This window comes from Ruania suaedae (assembly GCF_021049265.1).
Lineage (GTDB): Bacteria > Actinomycetota > Actinomycetes > Actinomycetales > Beutenbergiaceae > Ruania > Ruania suaedae.
This window is the reverse complement of sequence record NZ_CP088018.1, coordinates 382,871-406,189: the sequence shown is the minus strand read 5'-3', so window position 1 is coordinate 406,189 and position 23,319 is coordinate 382,871. Positions and strand designations below refer to the sequence as shown.

Sequence of the window (23,319 nt, the reverse complement as noted above, 5' to 3'; positions counted from 1 at the left end):
TACCGACAGGCGAGGACATCCGGGTCTGGCAGGATCGGGGACATGTCCCCATCGGGTGAGCAGGTCACGTTCTCCGACGGCACCCGGGCCGACCTCGCGAACGACGGCACCGGGTGGTCGCTGCGTATCGATGACGTCCGCCAGGCCCACATCGGGCCCGACGGCGAACCGCCGGCGCTGGCGTCCGTGCGGTGGATGCTGGCCGCCCTCGGCCGCGCACTCCCGGCCCGGTCGGCGCACCTGGGCGGCAGCCTGCTGACGTTGCCGCGGGCGATCGCTGCGCGACGCCCTGGCAGCGAGCAGGTGGTGGTCGAGCTCGAGCCCGCGCTGGTGGACCTGGTGGAGTCCCGTTTCCCGCCGCCCCCGGGCATCCAGGTGATCCTGGGCGACGCCAGGGCCTGGCTGGAGGCGCCCACGACGGGCGAGCTGGACGCCGTCGTGCTCGACATCTTCGCGGGGAACCGGATCCCGCCCGCCTTCACCTCCCGCGAGTGCTTCACCGCGATCCGGCGCACGCTCGGACCGGCGGGGGTGCTGGTGATCAACTCGGTGGCCGGCCCGCAGCTGGAGTTCACGCGGCGCGAGCTCGCCACGCTCCGGGAGACGTTCGCCCACGTCGCGATGATCATCCAGGGATCGGTGCTGCACGGTGCCCGCTTCGGCAACGCCACGCTCATCGCCTCCGACGCCCCGCTCGACGCCGAGGGGATCAGGTCCCAGCTGGCGGGTGACCCCTCCAAGGGCGTGCTGCTGACCGAGCTGGACGAGATCGCCGGGCAGGCGCAACCGGTCACCGACGCCGATGCGCTGTGGTCACCGGCGCCGGACCTCCCCCGCTACGACGAGGCGCTGGCGATGATCGAGGCGGTCAGCACCGCGGTGCGCGCGGTGAAGCCGCCGGGTTGAACGCCCTCAGGAGGTGACGTCGGCCGACGTGAACCGGCTCCAGGCGAGCGTGCCCGCCAGCAGCACCCACACCGCCTGCACGATCAGCCCGGGCACCAGGGCCTCCGGGGAGACCTCCAGACGCAACAGCTCCGCGAAGTCGAACCAGTGGTGGGTCAGCAGCCCCGGATGGATCGCCGACAGCTGCGGCAGGCTGTCCAGCACGGCCGAGACCACCGCCACGGTCACGGTGCCCGCCATCGCCGCCACCGGCGTCTCGGTGAGGGTGGACAGCAGCACACCCACCATCACCAGCCCGCTCATCGACATCGCCACGTAGCCGGCCACGCCCAGCATCCGCAGCAGCGCCGGGCCCTGGCCGATGGTGTCACCGGAGAGCAGCACGAGGTCCGAGAGGCCGAACAGCACCCACCCCGTGAGCAGTCCCACGACGGCGATCGTGGCCACCGCCGCGGCGGCGAAGCACAGCGCCACCACGGCTTTGGCCAGCAGCAACCGGGTGCGGGCCACCGGCAGCGTGATCAGGTAGCGCAGCGTGCCGGTCGCGGCCTCGCCGGCGATGGTGTCGCCCGCGACGATGCCGATGGTCAGCGGCAGCAGGAACGGCAGGCAGGTGAACAGGGCCGCCACCACCAGGAACAGCCCGTTCCCGGTCACCCTCCCGATGAAGCCGGGCCCCTGCGAGCCGACGGCGGTGTCCTGGGTGACGAACAGCACCACACCCAGCAGGATCGGGACGGCGGCCAGGCCGAGCAGCAGCACGAGGTTACGCCGGCGCCCGAAGGTCAGCCGCAGCTCGCTGCCGAGCAGGCGCCGCCAGGCGCCGCCGGCGGCGGCCTGCTCCGGTGCGGGCGCGGCGGCGGTCTCAGCGTGCGACATCGAAGCCCTCCCCGGTGAGCTGGACGAACACGTCCTCCAGCGTCGGTGTGCGCTCGGCGATACCCAGTACCGGCACCTGGGCGGCGACGAGGGCCCGCACGACCTCCGGCAGCCGGACCGCGCCCAAGGGGGCCACCAGCTCTACGGCGTCGCCGGGCGAGGCCCCGGGGCCGGGATCGGTGCTGATCTGCCCATCGTCCAGACCGAGCCCGGCCAGCACGCGCTGCGCGGCCGCGAGGTGCTCACTCTCGGTACGGACCCACAGGCCGCGATCGGCCATGCCCGTCAGCCTTGTGCGCTCGCCCTGCAGGACCAGGCGGCCGGCGCTCATGATCCCGATATGACTGCAGACGTTCTCGATCTCGGCCAGCAGGTGCGAGGACACCAGTACGGTGGTGCCGGCCTCGGCGAGCTCGCCGATGAGCCGGCGCACCTCCCGCGTGCCCTGCGGGTCCAGCCCGTTGGTGGGCTCATCGAGCACGAGCAGATCCCGAGGGCGCAACAGTGCGGCCGCCAGCCCGAGTCGCTGCTTCATGCCGAGGCTGTACTGCCGGTAGCGCTTGCCGGCGGCCGCGCCCAGGCCCACGCGCTCCAGCGCTGCGTCGATGCGCCGGTCCCGGCCAGTCGGGGCGGTGGAGTCGCAGGCGTCCAGGCGCACGAGGTTCGCCCGCCCGCTGAGGTAGGGCTGGAAGGCCGGGCCCTCCACGAGGGCACCCACCCGTGCCAGGACCTGCGGGCCGGCGTCGGGCATGCGTTCCCCGAGCAGCCAGGCCTGACCCTCGCTCGGGGAGACCAGGCCGAGCAGCATCCGGATCGTGGTGGTCTTGCCGGACCCGTTCGGGCCCAGGAAGCCGTAGACGGCGCCGCGTGGCACCTGCAGGTCCACGCCGTCGACGGCGACCTGCCCCGAGCGGAAGCGTTTGGTCAGGCCCTGGGTCCGGATCGCGAGGTCGGTGCTCTCGTCCTGCGTCACGGCCCGATCCTCGACCGGCCGCCCTTCCGGGCGATCAACGGCACCGGCCTCGCCCGCCGGAGGGAAGTCGGGCGAGACCGGTGGCGCCGCGTGCTGCTCGGTCACGCCATCGCTTGCAGCGTCTCGAGCGGCACGGACCCTGCCAGGATGCGCCCATCGTCGGTGATGAGGACGGTCAGCAGGGTCGTACTGAGCACCCGGCCCTCGGGGACCTCGGTGGTGAACTGCTCGAACAGGGCGGCGGCGTCCAGGCTCGGCGGGCCGGGGCGGCCGTCGGAGTCGGTGGCCATGAACTCCTCCATCAGCTGCTGTCCGGTGTCCGAACCGGGCATCGGCGCAGCATCGGCCATGTCGGCCATCGCCTGCGGATCGCCGGCGAGGAGCCCGTCGATGTCGACCTCGTCCAGGACGGCGACAGACTCCCAGCCCTCGCCCAGCACCTCGGGTGCGGTGTCACCGTCGGGGTGCTCGCCCGGGTGCTCGGGCAGCGGGACGACCTCCTCGACGACCTCGGCACCGGCGGGTGCGCTGAAGGTGAGCACGTCCTCGGCCGGGGCGGTGAAGGAGATGTCGGTGAAGCCGACGTCGAGCGCCGGCGTGGTCTCACCGTCACTACTGCTCCAGACCTGCACCTGCAGCGGGGTGGCGGTCTCGCCGTCGACCGCGATCTCGATCCGCTCCACGAGCGTGCCCTCGGTGTCGGGGGTGATCTGCAACGCGTAGGCATCGCGGCCGGCCACCGTGACGTCCTCGAGCACCTGCACGCTGGAGAACTCCTCGACGTGGGCGAGCGCCTGCTCGGCCGCAGCCTCGGGGGTGGGCATCTCGGGCGCGCCTTCGGGCAGCTCCCCGGCGCGCGCGTCGGCAGCCAGCTCGTCGTAGCGGGCCTGGTCGGCCGGGTCGAGGGTGTAGTGGGTGACGGCGTCGTCGGTGCTGGAGTAGGACCAGGCCTCGGCGCCGTCGTGGACCATCGAGTACTCGGAGGTGGAGCCGAGCAGGGACACGCGCGAGCGCTCCTCGCCATCGGTCCACACGCGCAGGGTCGAGCTGCCGTCGAGCAGGCCGATGGGGTCGGCGCCGGTGAGCTCCTGCATCGCAGCCATCGGCAGGCCGAGGCGTGCGGTGTGCACCACGGTGCCGGACAGCGCCTGCGGCTCGGCCTCGGCCATCCGGGTGAGCAGCTCCTGTGCGGAGGTCTCGGGCAGGTCGGCATCGTCGGCGGAGGCGAGCAACGGCGGGGCACCGAGCGCGGCCGCCACGGCGAGGGCGGCGACGGCGGGCACCGCCCACCGGGCGCGGGGGGAGAGCGTGCGTCGTGTGGTCATGGCTCCACTGTGCGCCGCGGTCCCTGAGACGTGGCTGAGAGCGGCCCGTCCCGCCTGGGGCGGACGGGATACTGGAGGCGTGCGCGTGCTGGTGGTCGACGACGAACGCTCCCTGGTGAGCGCACTGCAACGCGGCCTGACGGCGGAGGGATTCGCCGTCGACGTCGCCTATGACGGCGAGAGCGGGCTGCAGGCGGCGCTCTTCGGTGATCACGACGTGATCGTGCTCGACATCATGCTGCCGCGCCGCAACGGCTACGACGTGGTGAGTGCGCTGCGTGAGGCGCAGGTGTGGACGCCGGTGCTGCTGCTCTCGGCCAAGGATGGTGAGCACGACGTGGCCGACGGGCTGGACGTGGGCGCCGACGACTACCTGACCAAGCCGTTCGCGTTCGTGGTGCTGGTGGCCCGGCTGCGGGCGCTGCTGCGGCGGCCGGTGCAGAGCGCGCCACCGACGCTGACCGTGGGGCAGCTGCAGCTGGACCCGTCGGCGCGCCGGGTCATGCTCGCCGGAGCGGAGATGGAGCTGACGACCCGGGAGCTGGCGCTGCTGGAGTACCTCATGCGCCACCCCGAGCGGCCGGTCGGCAAGGTGGAGCTGCGCGATCACGTCTGGGACGGCGACGGTGACGATCTCAACGTGGTCGAGCAGTACGTCGGCTACCTGCGGCGCAAGCTGGGCCGGGCGGCGATCGTCACCGTGCGCGGCGCCGGCTACCGGGTGACCGGTGCGCGTGACTGAGCGCCCTGAGCCGGGCCGGCGTTGGGCCCGGCGACCGCTCCGCGTCCGGCTGACCGTCCTGACGGCGGGTCTGCTCTGCCTGACGCTGACGCTCGGCGCTGTGGCCCTGACGACGGTGCTCTCGGCCGGGCGGGTGGCAACGCTGGACGAGATCACCACGGAGCGGGCGCGCACGGTGGCCGCGCTGGCCGAGCAGGATCGGGTCGCCGCGACCTTGCCCGTGGGTGAGCCGGGCGAGATCGCTCAGCTGCTCGACGCCCAGGGGCGGGTACTGGCGACCTCGCCCAACGCCAGCCGCACGCTGCCGCTGGTCGCTGCGGATGAGCTCGCGGGCCGATCCGGCGCCGAGGTGACGGTGGCGACCACGGCGTCCGCCTACGACGACGAGGTCCGGATGGCGGTGCTCGGCACGCAGTACCGCGGGGAACCGGCGACAGTGGTGGTCACGATGCCGCTGGCGGAGGTGCGGGGACTGCTGCGAGCCCTGACGGTCTCGCTGGTGGCGATCGTGCCGGTGCTGACGGCACTGCTCGCGATCGCGATCTGGATCGTGCTGGGCCGGGCGCTGCGACCGGTGGAGGAGCTGCGCGGCGGAGCCGAGCGTGTCGCTCGCCACGGCGGCGGCGGCACCCTCCCGGTGCCCCGAGCCGACGACGAGCTCGCCGCCTTGGCCCGGACCCTGAACGAGATGCTGGACGCCCTCGATGCCGCGGCAGCGCGGCAGCGGGCGTTCGTGGCCGACGCCGCGCACGAGCTGCGCTCCCCCCTCGCCTCGTTGCGGACGAGCCTGGACGTCGCCGCCGCTCACCCGGACAGCTACACCCAGGCCGAACTGGTGTCGGAGCTGGGCCGGGAGGTCGCTCGGATGCAGGCGCTGGTCGAGGATCTGCTGCTGCTCTCCCGGGTGGGGTCGGCACCGTCGAGGCCGGTGGAGGTGGACCTGCGAGCACTGGTGGACGAGGCCGTGCGCGATGCGCGGTCCGGCGCCGGGGTCGTCGTCGAGGGCGGCGGGTTGGGCCGCGGGGAGCCCGCGGCCCTGACCAGAGTGCTGCGCAACCTGGTGGAGAACGCGGTGCGCCATGCGGACTCGAGGGTTCGGGTGTTCATCGGCGACGGTGAGGTGCTGGTGGAGGACGACGGCCGTGGTGTTCCCGTGGCTGACCGGGAGCGGGTGTTCGAACGCTTCGTCCGGCTGGACGAGGCACGCGAGCGGGAGGCCGGTGGTGCCGGGCTGGGCCTGGCGATCGCTAGAGAGGTGGCCCGCGCCCAGGGCGGGGACGTCGTCATCGAGGACTCCCCGCTCGGCGGGGCGCGGGTAGTGCTGACCGTCCCGGCGTGACCGGAACGACACGTCTGCGTCGGTCTGCGGCAGCATGCTGCGGCACTCCACGGGTGCGTGTCCCCGCGGTCACGGCAGGGGCTGCGCTGCCCAGGCGCGACCGCCCGCCCGCGCGTAGGTTGGAGGCGGCAGGATGGGCCGACCTTCAAGGAGATGACGATGATGCAGGGCAAGGTGGCGCTGGTGACCGGCGCGGGTTCGGGGATCGGGCAGGCGTCGGCGCGGTTGCTCGCCGAGCGTGGAGCCAAGGTCGCGCTCGTGGGCAGGACGCAGTCCGAACTCGACGAGGTGGCGGAGGCGATCCGTGCCGGCGGCGGCGAGGCGATCACCGCGCTGGCCGACGTCAGCGACAGTGAGGCGATGGCCGCAGCGGTGCAGACCACGCTGGACCATCTCGGAGGACTCGACGTGGTGGTCGCCAACGCCGGCGTGAACGGCACCTGGGCGGGCATCGAGAAGCTGACCGTCGAGGACTTCCGCTCGACGCTGGACATCAACCTCGTCGGCACCTTCGTGACGATCAAGCACGCGGTCCCCCACCTGCGCCGCGGCGGGTCGGTCGTGGTGGTCTCCTCGGTCAACGGGAGCAGGATCTTCTCCAACAGCGGCGCCTCGGCCTACTCGGCGTCCAAGGCCGGCCAGATCGCGCTCACCAAGATGCTGGCCGTCGAGCTCGGCCCCCGGGGGATCCGCGTCAACGTCATCTGCCCTGGTGCGATCGACACCGAGATCGACGACAACACCGATGCCGAGAACCAGGACGTGATCATCCCGGTGGAGTTCCCCGACGGCCCGATCCCGCTCACCGGCAACACCCCGGGCAGCTCACAGCAGGTGGCCGACCTGGTCACCTTCCTCGCCAGCGACTCCGCCTCCCACATCAGCGGGACCGAGGTGTGGATCGACGGCGCGCAGTCGCTGTTGCAGGGGTGAGAGGGCCCCACACGGAGAGACGGCGGTAGCGGTGGGAACCGTCGCTCGCCAGGGCGAGCTCCTCCCAAATCCCACAAGCCAGATATGTGAGAACGGCCTCGTCCGACAGACGTGGACCAGGCCGTTCTCACATGGCGGTAGCGGTGGTGTGCTGGTGCAGGACATCGGAATAGGGTGTCGCGGGTCATGGGAATAGGGGTGTCGCACGAGATCGGTATAGCCGCTGTGGCCAGGCTCGTGGTCTATGGACAACAAGCGACGCCTGGTGGTGACCGCGGTGAACTCGGGCCAGTCTCAGTCCGCCATCGCTCGCCGCTACGGCGTATCCCAGAGTTGGATCTCCAAGTTGATGGCCCGCTATCGGCTCGAGGGCGAGGCCGCATTCGTCCCACGCTCGCGGCGCCCCCACACCACGCCGAGGGCCACCGATGCCGAGGTCGTGGAGCTGATCGTGGCCATCCGCGCCCGCCTGTCGCGTGCTGGCCTGGACTGCGGCGCCGAAACGATCGCCTGGCACCTGGGCCACACCCACCACATCGAGGTCCACCGGGCCACGATCCACCGGATCCTGACCCGCGCCGGGCTCATCACCGCCGAGCCGAAGAAGCGACCGAAGTCCTCCTACGTGCGTTTCGAAGCCGCGCAGCCGAACGAGTGCTGGCAATCGGACTTCACCCACTACCGCCTCACCCGCCCCAGCGGACGCGCCGGCGCCGACACCGAGATCATCACCTGGCTCGATGACCACTCCCGCGCCGTGCTGCACCTGAGCGCCCACAAAGCGATCACCTCCACCATCGTGGCCGCCACCTTCGCCCAGACCGCCCGCGAACACGGCTACCCCGCCTCCACCCTGACCGACAACGGCCTGGTCTACACCGTGCGCCTGGCCAGCAAGAAGCGCCGCGGTGGACGCACCGCACTGGAGACCGACCTGCACCGACGCGGCATCATCCAGAAGAACGGCAAGCCTGGCCACCCCACCACCCAGGGCAAAGTCGAGCGCTTCCAGCAGACCCTCAAGAAGTGGCTACGCGCCCGCCCCGACCAGCCCACCACCATCACCGCCCTGCAAGCGCTGCTCGATGAGTTCACCACCGAGTACAACCACCGACGCCCCCACCGGTCCCTACCCCACCGGGCAACCCCGGCCACCGCCTACACCACCCGCCCCAAGGCCACCCCCGCCACCACACCCGGCGAACCTCACCACCGCGTGCGCCACGACCGCGTCGATACCGCCGGCAAAGTCACCCTCCGCCACGGCGGCACCCTCCACCACATCGGCATCGGACGAACCCACGCCCGAACCCCCGTGATCCTCCTCATCGCCGACCTCGACATCACCATCATCAATGCCGCCACCGGCGAGATCCTGCGCGAGCTCACCCTCGACCCCACCAAGCGCTACCAACCCACCGGACGCCCCCCAGGACCAGCCCCCACGAAGAACTAGCCCGAACCCACAATCCGTGGGTTCGGGCTATTCCGATGTCTTGCGACATCACAAACGCGGAGACGGTGGGATTTGAACCCACGGAAGGGTTGCCCCTTCACATCCTTAGCAGGGATGCGCACTAGACCAGACTATGCGACGTCTCCTGGACGCCCACCAGGATAACGGGGCGACGGCGATGATGCGAACCACTCGGTGACGAGCGACGCTACGGGGTGGCTACGCCGTCGTTTCCAGGCGGCTCAGGCGCACTCGCACCCCGCCGACGAGCCCCGCCCCGGCCACGGCGATCACCACGAACCCCACCTGTGCCGGCTCGAACCAGTCACGCCGAGCAGCCCGGCGGGCAGCCCGGCGACCCTGAGCCATTCCCATCCCTGCGGCATGGTCCCTCCTTCCCCCGCAGATCACCGTACGCCCCGACCGTCGGCGCAGAACAGAGCTGTCAGCGGATCAGGTCGCGAGCGCCGCGACGTCCCTCAGACTGGAGGACATGGCCACCACCGACCGACCGCTGACGCCCGGCCCGCGCGCGAGCTCGCTGTCCGGGCAGGGCCGGGGAACCGTGGACCCTAGCTCCGATCTGTCGGTGGCCGAGTTCGGCGACCGGGATGCGCCCGCCGTCGCCCTGCTGCACGGGATCGGGATGTCCGAGCGCTACCTGCGCCCGCTGGCCACCGAGCTCGCAACGGACCACCACGTCATCGTGCCGGACCTACCAGGGTTCGGCCGGAGCCCGCAGCCCGACTCGCCGCCCAGCGTCGAGCACGCCGCGCAGACACTCCTGCGGCTGCTCGAGGCCCGGGGGATCGAGTCAGCCACCCTCGTGGGGCACTCGATGGGCGCACAGGTGGCCGTGGCGATGATGACCCAGGCACCCCAGCTGGCCCGGTCGGCGGTGCTGGTCGGCCCGGTGGTGGATCCCGCGGCAGCCTCCGCCGCCCGGCAGGCGGCCCGCCTCGCCCGGTCCGCCGTGCACGAACCGGCGGGCGTCAACGCGGCTGCCCTGCACGACTACCTGCGGGCGGGTCCGCGCTGGTACTCCGCCGTCCTGCCCCGCATGTTCGCCTTCGACATCCGTGCCGCTACCGCCCGCGTGCGAGGACCGGTCCTGGTGGTCCGCGGGCAGCACGATCGCGTCTGCCCCCGGCCCTGGGCGCGCGAGCTCGCCGGTGCCGCCCCTCGCGGCGCCTGGCGAGAGGTGGCTGGTGCGGCGCACGCCGCCATGGCCACTCATCCCGGCGTCGTGGCGCGCTGGGTCCGCGAGAGCGGCCCCGCCGCGGTCCCTGATGGCCAGGTTCGATGAGCGGCCTCTGGCGCCAGGTCCGTTGGCGCGCCGCCGACTACGCCTACGCCGTCCGGCGCCAGGCCGCCGGGCTCCTCTCCCGCACCACTGCCGAGACCTACACCAGCCCTCGCCACGTCCGGAACCCACCGGTGCTGATGCTGCCGGGGGTCTTCGAGAGCTGGCGCTTCCTCGAGCCCCTGGCCCGCGCACTGTACGACCACGGCCATCCGGTGCACGTGGTGGCCCCGCTGGGCTGGAACCGCGGCAGCGTCCCGGACATGGCCGAGATCGCGGCCACCTGCCTGACCGACCTCGACCTCACCGGGGTGGTGGTCGTCGCCCACAGCAAGGGCGGCCTCATCGGCAAGAGCCTCATGGGCCGCAGCGACGTGGGTGGACGCGTGCTCGGTATGGTCGCGGTGAACACCCCGTTCTCCGGCTCGCCCTACGCCCGTTGGCTCCCCTTGCGCAGCGTGCGTGCATTCCTCCCCGACGACGAGGTGATCACGGCCCTGGCGGCACAGCGCGCGGATCATTCCCGCATCGTCTCGGTCGGGACGTGCTTCGACCCGCACATCCCTGCGGGCAGCGAACTGCCGGGCGCGCGCAACGTCCGCCTCGCCACACCCGGTCACTTCCGCGCCCTGATCGACCCCGAGCTGCTCGGGCTGTTGCGCCGGGAGCTGGCCCGGTTCGCCGGGGACCCCCGGCCGGAGTGAGGCCGGGCGTTGAGCGGAGGGTAAGGGATTCGAACCCTTGGTGCTGTTGAGGCACAACGGTTTTCAAGACCGTCACATTCGGCCGCTCTGTCAACCCTCCTGGTGAGGACATTCTGGCCCACGGCTATGGGCAGGCCCAAACCGGCCGCCGTCGAGATCTACTCTTTGGCGAGACGGCCGGGGCCGTGCGTTCGTACAGTGGCGGTATGCGCGCGATGGTCCTCACCTCACATCCCGGCTCCGACGACGCCCTCACCCCCGGTGAGGTGCCCGATCTCTCCCCCGGGCCCGGGGAGGTCCTGCTCGATGTGGCCGCCGCCGGCGTCAACCGCGCCGACTTGCTCCAGCTCAAGGGCCTGCACCCGCCGCCGGCCGGAGCGCCCGAGTGGCCCGGGCTGGAGGTCTCGGGCACCATCGCCGCACTCGGCGAGGGGGTCACCGGACCGCAGGTCGGGGACCGGGTCTGCGCCCTGATCGACGGCGGCGGCTACGCCGAGCAGGCCCTGGCCCGGGCCGAACATCTGCTGCCCGTGCCCGACGGCCTCGACCTGGTCGACGCAGCCGCCCTCCCGGAGGCGCTCACCACTGTCTGGTCCAACCTGATCGACGTGCCCGGGCTGCCGCCGGCCGCCGGGATCGAGCCGGAGGCCATAGCCGGCGCCACCGTGCTCGTGCACGGCGGCTCCGGGGGCGTGGGGACGATCGCCATCCAGCTGCTGAGCGCGCTCGGCGCCCGCGCGCTCACCACGGCCGGAGGTCCCGAGCGCGTCGCACGCTGCGTCGAGCTCGGCGCGCACCGGGGCATCGACCATCGCAGCGAGGACTTCGTCGAGCTCACCCGGGCCGAGACCGACGGGCGCGGAGCGGACGTGGTGGTGGACGTCGTCGGGGCCAAGTACCTCCAGCGCAACCTCGACGCCCTGGCTCCCTTCGGCCACCTCGTGATCCTCGGCCTGCAGAAGGGCGCGACCGGTGAGATGAACCTCGCCGGCCTGCTGACCCGCTGGCTCTCCGTCCACGGCACGGTGCTGCGCCAACGGCCCCGCGAGCAGAAGGCGGCCATCCTGGCCGACGTGCGCGAGCGCGCCTGGCCGCTGGTGGCGCGCGGGGAGGTGCGTCCGGTCGTGCACGCACGCGTGCCGCTCGCCCAGGCGCCCGAGGCGCACCGCATGATGGCCGACGGCGAGGTGTTCGGGAAGGTGCTACTCCTGCCCTGAGGAGAGGGCGCCGTCAGCGGGTGTCGAGCATGCCCTGCGCCAGCGCGGGCGCCAGCACCGGGGTGAGAGGCAACCGCGGGATGAGCGTGGCCTGGACGGCGTGGTAGACGTCCGGTTTGCCCTCCCAGACGGTCGTGCTGAGCCCGTTGTCGGGGGCCAGCTCGTGCACCCAGGATCCGAGCTCGGTGTCGATGAGGTGCACCGCGGCGTACTCCCACCACAGCTGGTACCAGGCCGCGAGGTTGGCATCCCCGGTCACCCGGTACAGCGCGGCGGCCGCCGCGAGCGCCTCGGTGACCACCCAGTGCATGCGCTCGCGCACCAGTGGCTTGCCGTCCCAGTCGACGGTGTAGACGAACCCGTCCGCGCCGTCGACGTCCCAGCCTTCGGTGACGCCGAGGTCGAACAGTGCCTGGGCGCCCTCGAGCATCCAGTCCTCAGCCGAGACCCCCCGGGAAGCCCAGGCGGCGCGCACGTGCAGGGTCAGCCGGGACCACTCGAACCAGTGCCCGATGGTCGCGCCGGCGGGCCGGAACGGGTCCGAGGGCGAGTCCATGTTGTAGTCCAGCAGCGGGCGCCAGGCGGAGTCGAAGTGCTCGGGGATCCGCCAGGACTGGGCGCGGGCGAAGTCGTTGACCACGCGGCGGGTGATGCGGGTGGCCCGCTCCAGCCAGGCGTCGTCACCGGTGACGTCGGCGGCGGCGAGGTAGGCCTCCACGGTGTGCATGTTCGCGTTGACGCCGCGGTAGTCCTCCAGCTCGGTGAAGCTGCGGTCGTAGGACTCGACCACCATGCCCTCGTCCTCGCGCCAGAACCGCTGCAGCGACACCGTGAGCGCTTCCTCGAGCAGTTCCTTGCCGCCAGGGCGCGCCGCCGACGCCGCACTGGCGCCGGCGAGGATGACGAAGGCGTGCGCGTACGCGGCCTTGGTCTCGTCCATCGGCCCGTCGTGCCCGACCTGGGCGTACCAGCCGCCGTGGACCTCGTCTCGGAAGTGCGCGGACAGCGCCCGCAGCCCGTGGTCGACCATCGTCGCCGAGCCCGGGCGTCCCAGCAGCGCTCCGAGCGCGAAGCAGTGGATCATCCGGCACGTCAGCCACAGCGGCGACCCCTGCGCCGGGACCGGGTCTCCCTCGTTGCTGAGGTAGGCGAACCCCTCCTGCACCATCGACCCCGAGGCGAAGTCCAGCAGGGCGTCGGTCTCGCTCTCGAGCCAGCGGGTGTGAGCAGGATTGATCAGCCAATTCATACCTGCAGGCTAGTCCCTGACGGACCAGGGGCCCGAAACTCGGGGTCGAGCGGCAGAAGGGGTCAATTCTTCGGCCCCTGGGGGCCCGGGCACCTGACCGGCCCGGCACTGACCGGGCGGGTGGGGGCGGGCGGGATGCCGGGTGACCGGGTGGCCGGGCAAGATGGGGTCATGGCATCCACGGGTCCGGACGAGAGCACAGCGAACGAGAGCACCGCAGCCGAGACCGCGGCCTCGGCCGAGGACGCGCCCGAGGAGACGAGCCCACGGGTGGTCCTCGCCTCCTCGACCGGGCTGGGGGTGGCCACCGGGAAAGAGGGGCGCGATCCCTCCGCGATGGTCGAGGAGCCGGCCAAGGTGATGCGCATCGGCACCATGGTCAAGCAGCTGCTGGAGGAGGTCCGCAGCGCTCCCCTCGATGACGCCGCACGCGAGCGGATGGCCCAGATCCACGAGCGGTCGCTGCACGAGCTCGAGGACGGCCTCAGCGAGGACCTGATCGCCGAGCTGCGCCGGATCACGCTGCCCTTCACCGATGACCGTGCCCCCTCCGACGGCGAGCTGCGGATCGCCCAGGCCCAGCTGGTGGGCTGGCTCGAGGGACTCTTCCACGGGATCCAGACCGCGCTGGTGGCCCAGCAGATGGCCAGCCAGAACCAGCTCGCCCAGATGCGCAAGGCCCTCCCACCGGGCGCGAACCCGGCAAATCCCGCCCAGGCGCTCGGGCTGCAGCACGGTGACCAGCCGCACCGGGGCACCGGACAGTATCTCTGACGCGGCGTGGCGCGATGGCCACCTCGGCCCACTGGTCCGAGCAGCTGGCCGGCGAGGCCACCACTGTCACCACGGCTGACCCCTCCGGCCGAGGACGACCGGGCCGGCTCAGGACCCGGGCACCAGCGCGATGAGCACCGGCACCAGGCCGTCCTCGCTGACCGCCGCGGCGCCGAAGTCCGCCGCGGCCCGGGTGTCGGCATCCGCGCCACCCATCGCCACCCCCACCTGCGCCCAGGTGAGCATCTCGATGTCGTTGCGGCCATCGCCCGCGGCGAGGGTCGCCGTCGCCGGCACGCCCAGACGCTCGCGCACCCGCTCCAGCGCAGAGGCCTTGGAGACCCCGTCCGGGGCGATGTCCAGCCAGGCCGTCCACCCGACGGCGTAGCTCACCCCGTGCAGGCCCGAACGGTCCACGAGGTCGTGGAAGTCGTCCGCGCCCAGGTCGGGAGCGCGTAGCGTCACCCGGGAGGCAGGGGTGGCGCACAGCTCCTCGAAGCCGACCACCCGTAGCTCCCCGGTCAGCTCCCCCTCGGGGAAGGGCGCCGAGAGTAGGAAGCCGCGGCCCAGGTCCTCGACGGCGAAGATCCCCTCCGGCAGGTGCTCGCGCAGCAGTCGCAGCGTCGGCTCCGGATCGAAGGTGACGACGTCCTCGATCTCGAACCCGCCCTCGGTCAGGCGCACCGTGACCGCGCCGTTGGAGCACACCGCCCACGCGTCGGCGATCCCGAGCGCCTGCGCCACCGGCAGGACCGCCTGGATGGAGCGGCCCGTGGAGAGCACCACGTGTGCACCCGAGTCCCGCAGCCCCCGGACGGCGTCGATCACCGTGGCGGTCAGGCTCTGGTCGTGGCCGAGGATGGTGCCGTCGATGTCGAGCGCCACCAGGCGTTCCGGTGCGTCGCGCAGGTCGGCGAGCGCCGCCAGCCCCGCGGCCTCGGTCACGGGCTGCAGGTCGCTCACCGCCGGGCCGGTGCCCCTCATCGGCCGACCGGTGCCAGCACCTCGAGGCCACCCAGGTAGGGCCGCAGGCCCTCGGGCACCCGGACCGAGCCGTCCTGCTGCTGGTGGTTCTCCAGGATCGCGACGATCCAGCGGGTGGTGCCGAGGGTGCCGTTGAGCGTGGCCACCGGGTGGGTGGCCCTCTCCCCGCGCTCGCGCACCCCCAGACGCCGGGCCTGGAAGCTGGTGCAGTTCGAGGTGGAGGTCAGCTCCAGGTAGCGCTCCTGGGTGGGCAGCCACGCCTCACAGTCGAACTTGCGGGCGGCACTGGAGCCCAGGTCCCCGGCAGCGGTGTCGATCACGCGGTACGGGAGGTCGGCCAGGGCGAGCATCTGCTCCTCCCAGCCGAGCAGCCGCTGGTGCTCGGCCTCGGCATCGGCGAGGCGCGCGTAGGAGAACATCTCCACCTTGTGGAACTGGTGCACCCGGATGATGCCGCGGGTGTCCTTGCCGTAGGAGCCGGCCTCGCGCCGGTAGCAGGCCGACCAGCCGGCGTAGCGCTTGGGGCCGTCGGTCAGGTCAAGGATCTCCCCGGCGTGGTAACCGGCCAGGGCCACCTCGGAGGTGCCCACCAGGTACAGGTCGTCGGCCTCGAGCCGGTAGATCTCGTCCGCGTGCGCGCCGAGGAAGCCGGTGCCGGCCATGATCTCCGGCTTGACCAGGGTGGGGGTGATCACGGGCGTGAACCCGGCGGCCAGGGCGGTGTCCATCGCGGCGTTGAGCAGCGCCAGCTCCAGCCGCGCGCCGACCCCGGTGAGGTAGTAGAACCGGGCACCGGAGACCTTCGCCCCTCGCTCGGTGTCGATCGCGCCCAGTCCCTGCCCGAGGTCGAGGTGGTCGGCCGGTGTGAAGCCCTCGGCCGCGAAGTCGCGCGGCGTGCCGACCTCCTTGAGGACGACGTAGTCGTCCTCGCCGCCGGGCGGGACGCCGTCGAGGACGAGGTTGGGCAGCTGCGTCAGTAGCTCGTCCAGCTCGGTCTGCGCCGCCTGGGCCTGCGCTTCGGCAGCCTTGACCTCCTCCGCGAGTGCCTTCGCCGTCGCCAGGATCTGCGGGCGCTCCTCGGGCGAGGCCTTGCCCACGGAACGGGAGATCTCCTTCTGCTCGGCGCGCTGCTGCTCGAACGCCGTCAACAGTCTCCGACGGCGCTCGTCCGCTGCCAGCACCCGGTCCACGAGCCCGGGGTCCTCCCCCCGTGCCCGCTGGCTGGCTCGGGCGACGTCGGGATCCTCACGCAGGCTCTTCAGGTCGATCACCCCCCGAGACTATCGGCCCGTGGCAGCGGGAGGGGCTACGGTTCAGGGCATGACGTGGGAGCAGACGGTGAGTCTGGTGGCGCTGGCCGTCGCGATCGCAGCCCTGGTGGTGGGCCTGTGGGTGCTGCAGCGGATCCGGCAGCGCGGTGCCCGGGTGGACCCGCTGATCAGCCCGCCCGGTCCCGAGCGCGAGCCCTCCGTGGGGCCACCGGCGTTCGTGGTCAATCCGGCGAAGGCGCACGATGTGCAGGCGCTGCGCACCATGGCCACCGAGATCGCCGAGGAGCTCGCCCTGCCCGAGCCACTCTGGTTCGAGACCACCCCGGAGGATCCCGGGTTGGGCCAGGCACGCGAGGCACTGGCCGCCGGCGCGTGCGTGGTGGTCGCGGCCGGCGGGGACGGCACCGTCCGCGCGGTGGCAACGGCGCTCGCGGGCTCGCAGACCCCGATGGCGCTGCTGCCGATGGGCACCGGCAATCTGCTCGCCCGCAACCTCGACATCCCGCTGGACGGGACGGCCTCGCTGATCCGGACCGCTCTCGGCGGGACCGACCACCCCATCGACATCGGCTGGATCCGCCCCCACCGGCTCGAGCCCGCCGAGGACGACGGTCCCGATCTGGCCACCGAGGAGGACGAACACCTGTTCCTGGTGATCGCCGGGATCGGCTTCGACGCCGCCATGGTGGCCGGGGCCGACGACGAGCTCAAGTCCCGGGTCGGCTGGTTCGCCTACTTCCTCGCCGGGGTACGCCACCTGCACGGCAAGAAGCTCAGGCTGCGGATGCGGGTCGGCGAGGGCGAGGTGCACCAGCTGAAGGTCCGCAGCCTGCTGTTCGCCAACTGCGGGCGTCTGCCCGGCGGCATCGTGCTGCTGCCCGACGCCGAGCTCAACGACGGCTGGCTCGACATCGCCGCCCTGGACACCCGCGGCGGGCTGTTCGGGTGGGTGTCGCTGTTCGGCAAGGTCATCGCCCAGGGCCTGGGCTTCCGCCGGGACATGCCCGCCGCGGCGAGCTCGATCCAGTTCTGGCGCGGGCGGGAGGCGTCGGTCTCCTTCGAGCGACCCGAGCACATCCAGATCGACGGCGACCTCATCGGTGAGGCGACCGGGGCCAGCGCCCGGCTACAGGCGGGCGGTTTGCACGTGCGGACCCGGTGATGGTCCGCGCCAGGGCCCGCCGATCTCTCCCCTGGGCCCTCACGGTTCCTCCACACCTGCGCCCGTAGGCTGAGGACCGATGTCCAGGACCACCGCCCTCCACGAGCCCCGCGCCACCGGGAGCGCTCGACTGTTCCCCTCGTTCCGGCGGGCCGTGCTGGCTCTCCTGGCCGCGGCGCTGACCGTGCTGGGCGCGGCCGCACCCGGCCATGCCGCCCCGGAGCCGGTGACCGGGGCCGACGGGCCGGTCGTGATGATCGGCGTCAGCGGTCTGGCGTGGTCGGACATCGACCCGGTGACCACCCCGGCCCTCGCCTCCCTCACCGAGGAGGCCGTCGGCTCGCTGGTGGTGCGCAGCGTCCGCTCCTTCACCTGCCCCGCGGACGGGTGGCTGGCGCTAAGCACGGGAACCCGCGCCGCCGACACCGCCGCCTCCTCCGACGACGAGGGCCGGTGCCGGTTCCTGCTCGAGCCCGAGGGTCCACAGGTCCGCGGCTGGCAGGACTACACCGACGCGCTCGCCGGCCAGAACTTCCAGGCCCGGCCGGGCCTGCTGGCCGAGCTGCTCGAGACGGGCGGCGTCACGACCGCGGGCCTCGGCCCGGGGGCGGCGATCGCCCTGGCGGACGAGGCCGGGCAGGTCGCCACCCACACCGAACGCGCCGGCAGCGACCTCGGGTCGTGGGCCGCCGAGGCCGCCGCGGACGCCCAGCTCCTGGTGATCGACGCCGGGTCGCTGCGCGAGGGCGAGGACGGCCACACCCTCGCCACCAGCCGGCAGACCTACCGCGAGGACCAGCTGCAGGTGATCGACGCGCGCGTCGAGGAGATCGTCGCCGGGCTGGCGCAGGCGCCGGGTGAACCGGCCGTGCTGCTCGCCGGCGTCGCCGACTCCGGCTACGCCCCCGGGCTCCGGGTGCTGGCTCTCAGCGGAGCCCAGGCCGAGCCGGGGCTGCTCACCTCCCCCTCCACCCGTCAGGACGGATTCGTCCTGACCACCGACCTGCTGCCCACCCTGCTGCGGCTGCTGGGGGTCGAGGACGCGGGGCCGACCGGCTCGGCCATCGGCGCCGCCGCCCAGCAGCTACCCGGGTCAGGGGGCGACTCGGCCACCGAGCGGCGCGACGTGCTCCGCGACGACGCCCTCCACGCCGACGCCGTGCGCCCTATCGTCCCGGTGTTCTACGCCGGGCTGGTGGTGCTGAACCTGCTGCTCTTCGCCGTCGTGGCCGTGGCCCTCAAACGCCCCGCGGTCACCCGCCTGCGCGCCTGGACCGCGCACCGGCTGGTTCGCCTGCCGGGGTCACAGGCGCTGCGCCGGGTGCTGGCGCACCCCGAGGCCGCGCTGGGTGTGCTGCGCGCCGTGGCGCTCGCGATCGCGAGCATCCCGGTGGCCTCCTACCTGGCGAACCTGGCGCCGTGGTGGCGCGCCGGCGCGCCGCTGCCGGCGCTGCTCGCGATCACGGCCGCGATCGCGGTGCTCGTGGTGGCGCTCGCACTGGCCGGGCCGTGGCGCCGGCACCTGTTCGGGCCGGTCGCCGTGGTGGCGGGCCTGACGGCCCTGGTGCTCGCCGTCGACGTCGCCACCGGCGCCACGCTGCAGCTCTCGGCCGTCATGGGCGTGCCGACCCTGGTGGCCGGCCGGTTCTACGGGATGAACAACACCACCTTCGCCCTCTTCACGACGGCGTCCCTGCTGGTGACCATCGCGCTCACCAACCCGCTGGTACGCACCGGCCGTCGCCGGCTCGCCGCGGTGGTGACCCTCGCCATCGGGGCGGCGGTGGTGGTGCTCGACGGCGCACCCGGCCTGGGTGCCGACTTCGGCGGCCCGCCCGCCCTGCTGCCGGCCTTCACGGTGCTGGCGCTGCTGGCGCTCGGGGTGCGGCTGACGTGGGTGCGCGCGCTGATGGTACTCATCGGCGCGGGCGTGGCGACCATGGCGATCGCCTTCGTGGACTGGCTGCGCCCCGACCCCACCCATCTCGGGCGGTTCTTCCAGACCATGCTCGACGGCGGCCTGTGGGACGTGATCTGGCGCAAGCTGGACCAGAACATCTCGATCCTGTTCGGCAACCGGCCGCTGACCATCCTGGCGATCTGCGGGGTGCTCACGGTGCTGTTCGTGCTCGCGCGACCGATCCGGGTGGCCCTCAGCTCGCCCGGTGGCGGCGACTTCGCCTGGCTCTCGGGCGGGAACCCGATCTCGCTGATGGGCCGGCAGGCGCCGATGCTGCGGCCGGGCCTGCTCGCGCTGGCGATCGCCCTCGGGCTGGGTCTGGCAGTGAACGACTCCGGCATCGCGATCCCTGCGCTCGGAGTGGCGCACGGGGTGCCGCTGCTGATCGCCGCCTGCGCCACCTGGATGCTCGGGCTACGGGACGGACGCGCTACCGACGGCGTGACCTCCGCTGCCGGGACGCCTCGACCGCCTTCCTGAGCATGCCTCGGCGGCGCTGGGACTCCGGCGCGGGCGGGCGGCTCCCGGCCGGGACGTCTCCGGCCTGGGCGGCCGGAGAGGCCTCCTCCGGCGCGCCCTGCTGAGGCAGCGCAGCCGCCGCGCCGGCCTCCCCCTCGGCAGCGTCCCGGGAGACCTTCTGCTTGTAGTGCCGGAAGCGGCGCGCCGCGATCGCCATCGCGACGTCGCGGTACTGCGCCGCGCGGTGCAGCTGCCCGGCGAGGTCGTTGCCGGTGGCACGGTGGCGCAGGTCGCACGGCACCTCGACCACGGCGAAACCCTGCATCAGCACGTCCATGGTCATCCCCGTCTCGACCCCCCACCCGTGCGCGAGCGGGGTGGCGGAGTCGAACGCGGCGCGCGTCATGCAGCGCTGGCCCGAGAGCGGCTGGGTCGGGGCCCACCCCGTGCCGCGCTGGATGGCGCGGCGAGCGAGACCGGTGACGATGCCGCGCCCGCCGGCCCCCGACTGCTTGGGCAGCACCGCGATGGACAGGTCCGCGCGGCCGGTGACGACCGGCGGCACCAGCGGGGCGGCGTTGACGGCGGTGGCGCCGAGATCGGCGTCGACGAACAGCAACAGGCGGGCGGGGCCGGCGTCCAGGTCGCGCATGGCCACCACCGCGGCGCCGGTCTCCATCGCCGAGGACTTGCCCCGGTTGTGGGAGTGGCGGACCACCACCGCGCCGGCCGCTCGCGCGAGGTGCTGGGTGTCGTCCTCGCTGCCGTCGTCGACCACGAGCACGAGGTCCACGTAGGGGATCGCGCGCACCGCGCGCACGGTCGAGGCGATGCGGGCGGCCTCGTCCTTGGCGGGGATCACCGCTGCCACCCGCTGATGGTCCGGATCAGCCGCCGGGACGGGGATCGGGCCGGTATCGGGCACACGACGACGGATGATCCGTAGGGGGTTGATCCCTTCGCCCGGCACCCGGCTCACACCCTTCAGCCTAACGTCGTCAGCGCAGCGTGACCTGGCGCGACACGATCCCTGCGCGCGCCCGTCGCTCCTGTGCGGTCAGTGGATCGGTCACGGCGAGCGCCTCGGCCAGCCGGGCCTCGAACCCGGGGGCCGGCTTCTCCAGCTCATCCGCCTCGGTGCCCGCCTCGAGCTCCCACACCGGAACCACCAGCCCGCACGAGCGGAACGCCCCAATGAACCGGGACCCCTCGTCGACGGCGGAGCGACGGTCGGCGTGCAGCCGGGCGAGGGCGTCGAGCAGCTCCTCCTCCTCCTCGGTGCGCGACCAGCGCAGGAACTCCCGGGCTCCCATGCGGCACCAGTACGCGCCCTCGACCGAGGAGAGCTTGACGGTGGGCACGATCGCACCTGCGAACTCCTCCATGGCCTCGTTCACCTCAGCGCTCGGCTCGGCGTCGGGCGGGAGGACGAAGTCGAAGGTCTCGTGCAGGGTGACCTCGAACGGGGCGTCCAGATCGAGCACATCCTGCAGCCGTGGCCCCGGGCCGGGCAGGTCGAGGTGGGTCAGGCTGGTGCCCGGCTCGGTCTCGAGCACCTCCAGCAGCGCGGCCGCGACGTCCCTGCTCGGGTCACCGCTGGAGGTGACGTTCTGCAGCGCGACGAGCACTGTCCCGTCCTCGCGATGCATGGCCGGCAGCAGGCCCGGCAGCACGGTCACCACGGTGATCTCCCGCGCACCGTACTCGGCGTTGGTGCGGGCGGTGGCGCTGGCCGCGGGGACGACCTCACGCATCGCCACCCAGTCGGCCTCACCGGGCAGTCCGTCGAAGGAGCGCCGGGGGGCGAGGGAGCCACCTGCCTCCCGGGCCGCCTTGCTGGCGGCACGCCGGGCGGCGACCTTCTCGTTGACCGGGCCTTGCTTCTTGCGCTTTGCCATGGCTTCACCCTATCGAGACCGGCGTGTGGCCTGCACAATCGACGTCGGGCGCAATCGACTCCCGGCAACGCGGGTGGCACGATGGCGTCATGCACTCCCGCGCAGGGCACGTGGCCCTCCCCGAGGACCTGATCGACGTCGAGGCGGTCGTCTCCGCCTACTACGACCGGAGTCCGGACGTGGATGACCCCGCCCAGCAGGTGGTGTTCGGGACCTCGGGGCACCGCGGCTCCAGCCTGGACTCGGCCTTCAACGAGGCCCACATCGTGGCGATCACCCAGGCGATCGTGGAGTACCGCACCTCCCAGGGCACCGACGGTCCGCTCTACCTGGGCCGCGACACCCACGCCCTGTCCGACCCGGCGCAGCGCACCGCGCTGGAGGTGCTGGCCGCGGCCGGGGTGGAGGTCCACATCGATGCCCGCGACTCCTTCACCCCGACGCCGGCGATCTCCCACTCGATCCTGCGTCACAACGGCGCGGGATCGAGCGAGGGCGTGCGCACCCGGGGCCCGGGCCTGGCGGACGGCATCGTCGTCACGCCCTCGCACAACCCGCCCCGCGACGGCGGCTTCAAGTACAACCCGCCGCACGGGGGTCCGGCCGGGTCCGAGGCGACGTCGGCGATCGCGGCACGGGCCAACGAGCTGCTGCGCACCGGGGTCTCCGGCGTGGCCCGGCTGCCGTACGAGCAGGCGCTCGAGGCGCCGAACGTGCGGCGGCACGACTACCTGCTCACCTACGTCGACGATCTGGAGTCCGTGCTCGACCTCGACGCGATCCGCGAGGCGGGGGTGCGGATCGGCGCCGACCCCCTCGGTGGTGCCGCCGTCGAGTACTGGGCCGAGATCGCCGAGCGCCACAACCTGGACCTGACGGTCGTGAACCCGCGGGTGGACCCCACCTGGTCGTTCATGACCCTGGACTGGGACGGCAAGATCCGGATGGACTGCTCCTCGCCCTCGGCGATGGCCTCCCTGGTGGAGACGATGCGCGAGGGCGAGGGCGCCCCGCCGTTCGACATCGCCACCGGCAACGATGCCGACGCCGACCGGCACGGGATCGTCACCGGTGACGGCGGGCTGATGAACCCCAACCACTACCTGGCCGTGGCCATCGACTACCTCCTGCGGCACCGACCCGAGTGGTCCGCATCGGCCGGGGTCGGCAAGACGCTGGTCTCCTCGGCGCTGATCGACCGCGTGGTGGGTGCCACCGGCCGGCCGCTGGTGGAGGTGCCGGTGGGCTTCAAGCACTTCGTCCCGGGGCTGCTGGAGGGCTCCCTCGGGTTCGGGGGCGAGGAGTCGGCCGGGGCCTCGCTGCTGCGCCGGGACGGGTCGGTGTGGACCACGGACAAGGACGGCATCGTGCTGGCACTGCTCGCGGCGGAGATCCTCGCGGTCACCGGCCGCTCCCCCAGCCAGCTGCACGAGGAGCAGGTGGCCGAGTTCGGTGAGAGCTGGTACGCCCGGGTGGACGCCCCGGCGTCCCGGGAGCAGAAGGCCAAGCTCGCCGCCCTCTCACCCGAGGACGTCACCAGCACCGAGCTGGCCGGGCAGCCGATCACCGCCACGCTGGTCGAGGCGCCGGGCAACGGCGCGGCGATCGGCGGGCTGAAGGTCACCACCGCGGACGCGTGGTTCGCGGCCCGACCCTCCGGCACCGAGGACGTCTACAAGATCTACGCCGAGTCCTTCGTCTCCGCCGACCACCTGGAGCAGGTGCAGGAGGCGGCCAAGGAACTCGTCTCGCGGGCGCTGGGCGAGTAGGCCGGGACGCAACTGA

General features: G+C 72.7%; 21 protein-coding genes and 2 tRNA genes. 12 read left to right on the top strand and 11 right to left on the bottom strand.

Features of this window, described 5'->3' with window-relative positions; genetic code table 11:
- The first annotated feature begins 42 nt into the window (after window positions 1-42).
- Window positions 43-906, top strand: coding sequence for a spermidine synthase (locus LQF12_RS01745; RefSeq protein ID WP_231054290.1), 864 nt, complete (start codon window positions 43-45; stop codon window positions 904-906).
- A gap of 6 nt (window positions 907-912) precedes the next feature.
- Here LQF12_RS01745 and LQF12_RS01740 read toward each other — a convergent pair whose 3' ends face one another.
- The 3 genes from LQF12_RS01740 to LQF12_RS01730 all read right to left on the bottom strand — a co-directional run bounded on the left by LQF12_RS01740 (window position 913) and on the right by LQF12_RS01730 (window position 4,083).
- Window positions 913-1,785: an ABC transporter permease gene (locus LQF12_RS01740; RefSeq protein ID WP_231054289.1), complete on the bottom strand. Its 873-nt coding sequence runs from the start codon at window positions 1,783-1,785 to the stop codon at window positions 913-915.
- Entirely contained in the window at window positions 1,772-2,758 is a 987-nt protein-coding gene (locus LQF12_RS01735; RefSeq protein WP_231054288.1) for an ABC transporter ATP-binding protein, read from the bottom strand. The genes LQF12_RS01740 and LQF12_RS01735 overlap by 14 nt, the downstream gene beginning before the upstream one ends.
- A 101-nt stretch (window positions 2,759-2,859) precedes the next feature.
- Window positions 2,860-4,083, bottom strand: coding sequence for a LolA family protein (locus LQF12_RS01730; protein ID WP_231054287.1), 1,224 nt, complete (start codon window positions 4,081-4,083; stop codon window positions 2,860-2,862).
- Window positions 4,084-4,162: 79 nt separating this feature from the next.
- Between LQF12_RS01730 and LQF12_RS01725 the strand changes: the two genes are divergently transcribed.
- From LQF12_RS01725 to LQF12_RS01710, 4 genes are all read left to right on the top strand, one after another.
- On the top strand, window positions 4,163-4,825 hold the full coding sequence (locus tag LQF12_RS01725) for a response regulator transcription factor (protein ID WP_231054286.1): 663 nt from the start codon (window positions 4,163-4,165) through the stop codon (window positions 4,823-4,825).
- On the top strand, window positions 4,818-6,164 hold the full coding sequence (locus LQF12_RS01720) for a sensor histidine kinase (RefSeq protein WP_231054285.1): 1,347 nt from the start codon (window positions 4,818-4,820) through the stop codon (window positions 6,162-6,164). Before LQF12_RS01725 ends, LQF12_RS01720 begins: the two co-directional genes overlap by 8 nt.
- Before the next feature lie 159 nt (window positions 6,165-6,323).
- Window positions 6,324-7,097 (top strand): SDR family oxidoreductase, encoded by a 774-nt coding sequence (locus LQF12_RS01715; protein ID WP_231054284.1) that lies wholly within the window; start codon window positions 6,324-6,326, stop codon window positions 7,095-7,097.
- Window positions 7,098-7,341: 244 nt separating this feature from the next.
- On the top strand, window positions 7,342-8,553 hold the full coding sequence (locus tag LQF12_RS01710; RefSeq protein ID WP_231054283.1) for an IS481 family transposase: 1,212 nt from the start codon (window positions 7,342-7,344) through the stop codon (window positions 8,551-8,553).
- Between the two features lie 57 nt (window positions 8,554-8,610).
- On the opposite strand, the gene LQF12_RS01705 is transcribed toward LQF12_RS01710, so the two are convergent.
- Window positions 8,611-8,699: transfer RNA gene (locus LQF12_RS01705), tRNA-Ser, on the bottom strand.
- 73 nt (window positions 8,700-8,772) lie between these two features.
- Entirely contained in the window at window positions 8,773-8,922 is a 150-nt protein-coding gene (locus LQF12_RS01700) for a hypothetical protein (RefSeq protein ID WP_231054282.1), read from the bottom strand.
- Between the two features lie 124 nt (window positions 8,923-9,046).
- Between LQF12_RS01700 and LQF12_RS01695 the strand changes: the two genes are divergently transcribed.
- Window positions 9,047-9,859 carry an alpha/beta fold hydrolase gene (locus LQF12_RS01695; protein ID WP_231054281.1) on the top strand — a complete coding sequence of 271 codons (813 nt, stop codon included), beginning with the start codon at window positions 9,047-9,049 and terminating at the stop codon, window positions 9,857-9,859.
- The gene (locus tag LQF12_RS01690) at window positions 9,856-10,560 is read left to right on the top strand and encodes an esterase/lipase family protein (protein WP_231054280.1); all 705 of its coding nucleotides are present in this window, start codon (window positions 9,856-9,858) and stop codon (window positions 10,558-10,560) included. Before LQF12_RS01695 ends, LQF12_RS01690 begins: the two co-directional genes overlap by 4 nt.
- Before the next feature lie 14 nt (window positions 10,561-10,574).
- Here the strand turns inward: LQF12_RS01690 and LQF12_RS01685 are convergent.
- Window positions 10,575-10,660 (bottom strand) — tRNA-Ser (locus LQF12_RS01685).
- A gap of 106 nt (window positions 10,661-10,766) precedes the next feature.
- Between LQF12_RS01685 and LQF12_RS01680 the strand changes: the two genes are divergently transcribed.
- Window positions 10,767-11,777 (top strand): NAD(P)H-quinone oxidoreductase, encoded by a 1,011-nt coding sequence (locus LQF12_RS01680; protein ID WP_231054279.1) that lies wholly within the window; start codon window positions 10,767-10,769, stop codon window positions 11,775-11,777.
- A gap of 13 nt (window positions 11,778-11,790) precedes the next feature.
- On the opposite strand, the gene LQF12_RS01675 is transcribed toward LQF12_RS01680, so the two are convergent.
- On the bottom strand, window positions 11,791-13,026 hold the full coding sequence (locus tag LQF12_RS01675; RefSeq protein ID WP_231054278.1) for an AGE family epimerase/isomerase: 1,236 nt from the start codon (window positions 13,024-13,026) through the stop codon (window positions 11,791-11,793).
- Between the two features lie 171 nt (window positions 13,027-13,197).
- On the opposite strand from LQF12_RS01675, the gene LQF12_RS01670 reads away from it, so the two are divergent.
- Window positions 13,198-13,800: a bacterial proteasome activator family protein gene (locus LQF12_RS01670; RefSeq protein WP_231054277.1), complete on the top strand. Its 603-nt coding sequence runs from the start codon at window positions 13,198-13,200 to the stop codon at window positions 13,798-13,800.
- A gap of 108 nt (window positions 13,801-13,908) precedes the next feature.
- Here the strand turns inward: LQF12_RS01670 and LQF12_RS01665 are convergent, their stop codons facing one another.
- Both LQF12_RS01665 and serS read right to left on the bottom strand, forming a co-directional pair.
- Entirely contained in the window at window positions 13,909-14,784 is an 876-nt protein-coding gene (locus LQF12_RS01665; protein WP_231054276.1) for an HAD family hydrolase, read from the bottom strand.
- A complete protein-coding gene (gene serS, locus LQF12_RS01660) occupies window positions 14,781-16,055 on the bottom strand; it encodes a serine--tRNA ligase (protein WP_231054275.1) in 1,275 nt (424 codons plus the stop codon). Before serS ends, LQF12_RS01665 begins: the two co-directional genes overlap by 4 nt.
- Window positions 16,056-16,104: 49 nt before the next feature.
- Between serS and LQF12_RS01655 the strand changes: the two genes are divergently transcribed.
- Complete coding sequence (locus LQF12_RS01655; protein ID WP_231054274.1) at window positions 16,105-17,217, top strand: diacylglycerol/lipid kinase family protein; 1,113 nt, start codon at window positions 16,105-16,107, stop codon at window positions 17,215-17,217.
- 79 nt (window positions 17,218-17,296) lie between these two features.
- Window positions 17,297-19,657, top strand: coding sequence for a hypothetical protein (locus LQF12_RS01650; protein WP_231054273.1), 2,361 nt, complete (start codon window positions 17,297-17,299; stop codon window positions 19,655-19,657).
- Here the strand turns inward: LQF12_RS01650 and LQF12_RS01645 are convergent.
- A complete protein-coding gene (locus tag LQF12_RS01645; protein ID WP_435531204.1) occupies window positions 19,608-20,615 on the bottom strand; it encodes a glycosyltransferase family 2 protein in 1,008 nt (335 codons plus the stop codon). The genes LQF12_RS01650 and LQF12_RS01645 overlap by 50 nt on opposite strands.
- A gap of 19 nt (window positions 20,616-20,634) precedes the next feature.
- Complete coding sequence (locus LQF12_RS01640) at window positions 20,635-21,534, bottom strand: DUF5926 family protein (protein WP_290370716.1); 900 nt, start codon at window positions 21,532-21,534, stop codon at window positions 20,635-20,637.
- Between the two features lie 89 nt (window positions 21,535-21,623).
- On the opposite strand from LQF12_RS01640, the gene pgm reads away from it, so the two are divergent.
- Window positions 21,624-23,303: a phosphoglucomutase (alpha-D-glucose-1,6-bisphosphate-dependent) gene (gene pgm / locus LQF12_RS01635; protein ID WP_231054272.1), complete on the top strand. Its 1,680-nt coding sequence runs from the start codon at window positions 21,624-21,626 to the stop codon at window positions 23,301-23,303.
- Window positions 23,304-23,319 lie beyond the last annotated feature (16 nt).

Bases quoted from the DNA above. Each gene is read 5' to 3' on its own strand.
- LQF12_RS01740 (WP_231054289.1), bottom strand. From the start codon at position 1,785: ATGTCGCACGCTGAGACCGCCGCCGCGCCCGCACCGGAGCAGGCCGCC.
- LQF12_RS01665 (WP_231054276.1), bottom strand. From the start codon at position 14,784: ATGAGGGGCACCGGCCCGGCGGTGAGCGACCTGCAGCCCGTGACCGAG.
- LQF12_RS01680 (WP_231054279.1), top strand. From the start codon at position 10,767: ATGCGCGCGATGGTCCTCACCTCACATCCCGGCTCCGACGACGCCCTC.
- LQF12_RS01655 (WP_231054274.1), top strand. From the start codon at position 16,105: ATGACGTGGGAGCAGACGGTGAGTCTGGTGGCGCTGGCCGTCGCGATC.
- pgm (WP_231054272.1), top strand. From the start codon at position 21,624: ATGCACTCCCGCGCAGGGCACGTGGCCCTCCCCGAGGACCTGATCGAC.
- LQF12_RS01670 (WP_231054277.1), top strand. From the start codon at position 13,198: ATGGCATCCACGGGTCCGGACGAGAGCACAGCGAACGAGAGCACCGCA.
- LQF12_RS01690 (WP_231054280.1), top strand. From the start codon at position 9,856: ATGAGCGGCCTCTGGCGCCAGGTCCGTTGGCGCGCCGCCGACTACGCC.
- LQF12_RS01675 (WP_231054278.1), bottom strand. From the start codon at position 13,026: ATGAATTGGCTGATCAATCCTGCTCACACCCGCTGGCTCGAGAGCGAG.
- LQF12_RS01715 (WP_231054284.1), top strand. From the start codon at position 6,324: ATGATGCAGGGCAAGGTGGCGCTGGTGACCGGCGCGGGTTCGGGGATC.
- LQF12_RS01700 (WP_231054282.1), bottom strand. From the start codon at position 8,922: ATGGCTCAGGGTCGCCGGGCTGCCCGCCGGGCTGCTCGGCGTGACTGG.
- LQF12_RS01640 (WP_290370716.1), bottom strand. From the start codon at position 21,534: ATGGCAAAGCGCAAGAAGCAAGGCCCGGTCAACGAGAAGGTCGCCGCC.
- LQF12_RS01710 (WP_231054283.1), top strand. From the start codon at position 7,342: ATGGACAACAAGCGACGCCTGGTGGTGACCGCGGTGAACTCGGGCCAG.
- LQF12_RS01730 (WP_231054287.1), bottom strand. From the start codon at position 4,083: ATGACCACACGACGCACGCTCTCCCCCCGCGCCCGGTGGGCGGTGCCC.
- LQF12_RS01650 (WP_231054273.1), top strand. From the start codon at position 17,297: ATGTCCAGGACCACCGCCCTCCACGAGCCCCGCGCCACCGGGAGCGCT.
- LQF12_RS01695 (WP_231054281.1), top strand. From the start codon at position 9,047: ATGGCCACCACCGACCGACCGCTGACGCCCGGCCCGCGCGCGAGCTCG.
- LQF12_RS01745 (WP_231054290.1), top strand. From the start codon at position 43: ATGTCCCCATCGGGTGAGCAGGTCACGTTCTCCGACGGCACCCGGGCC.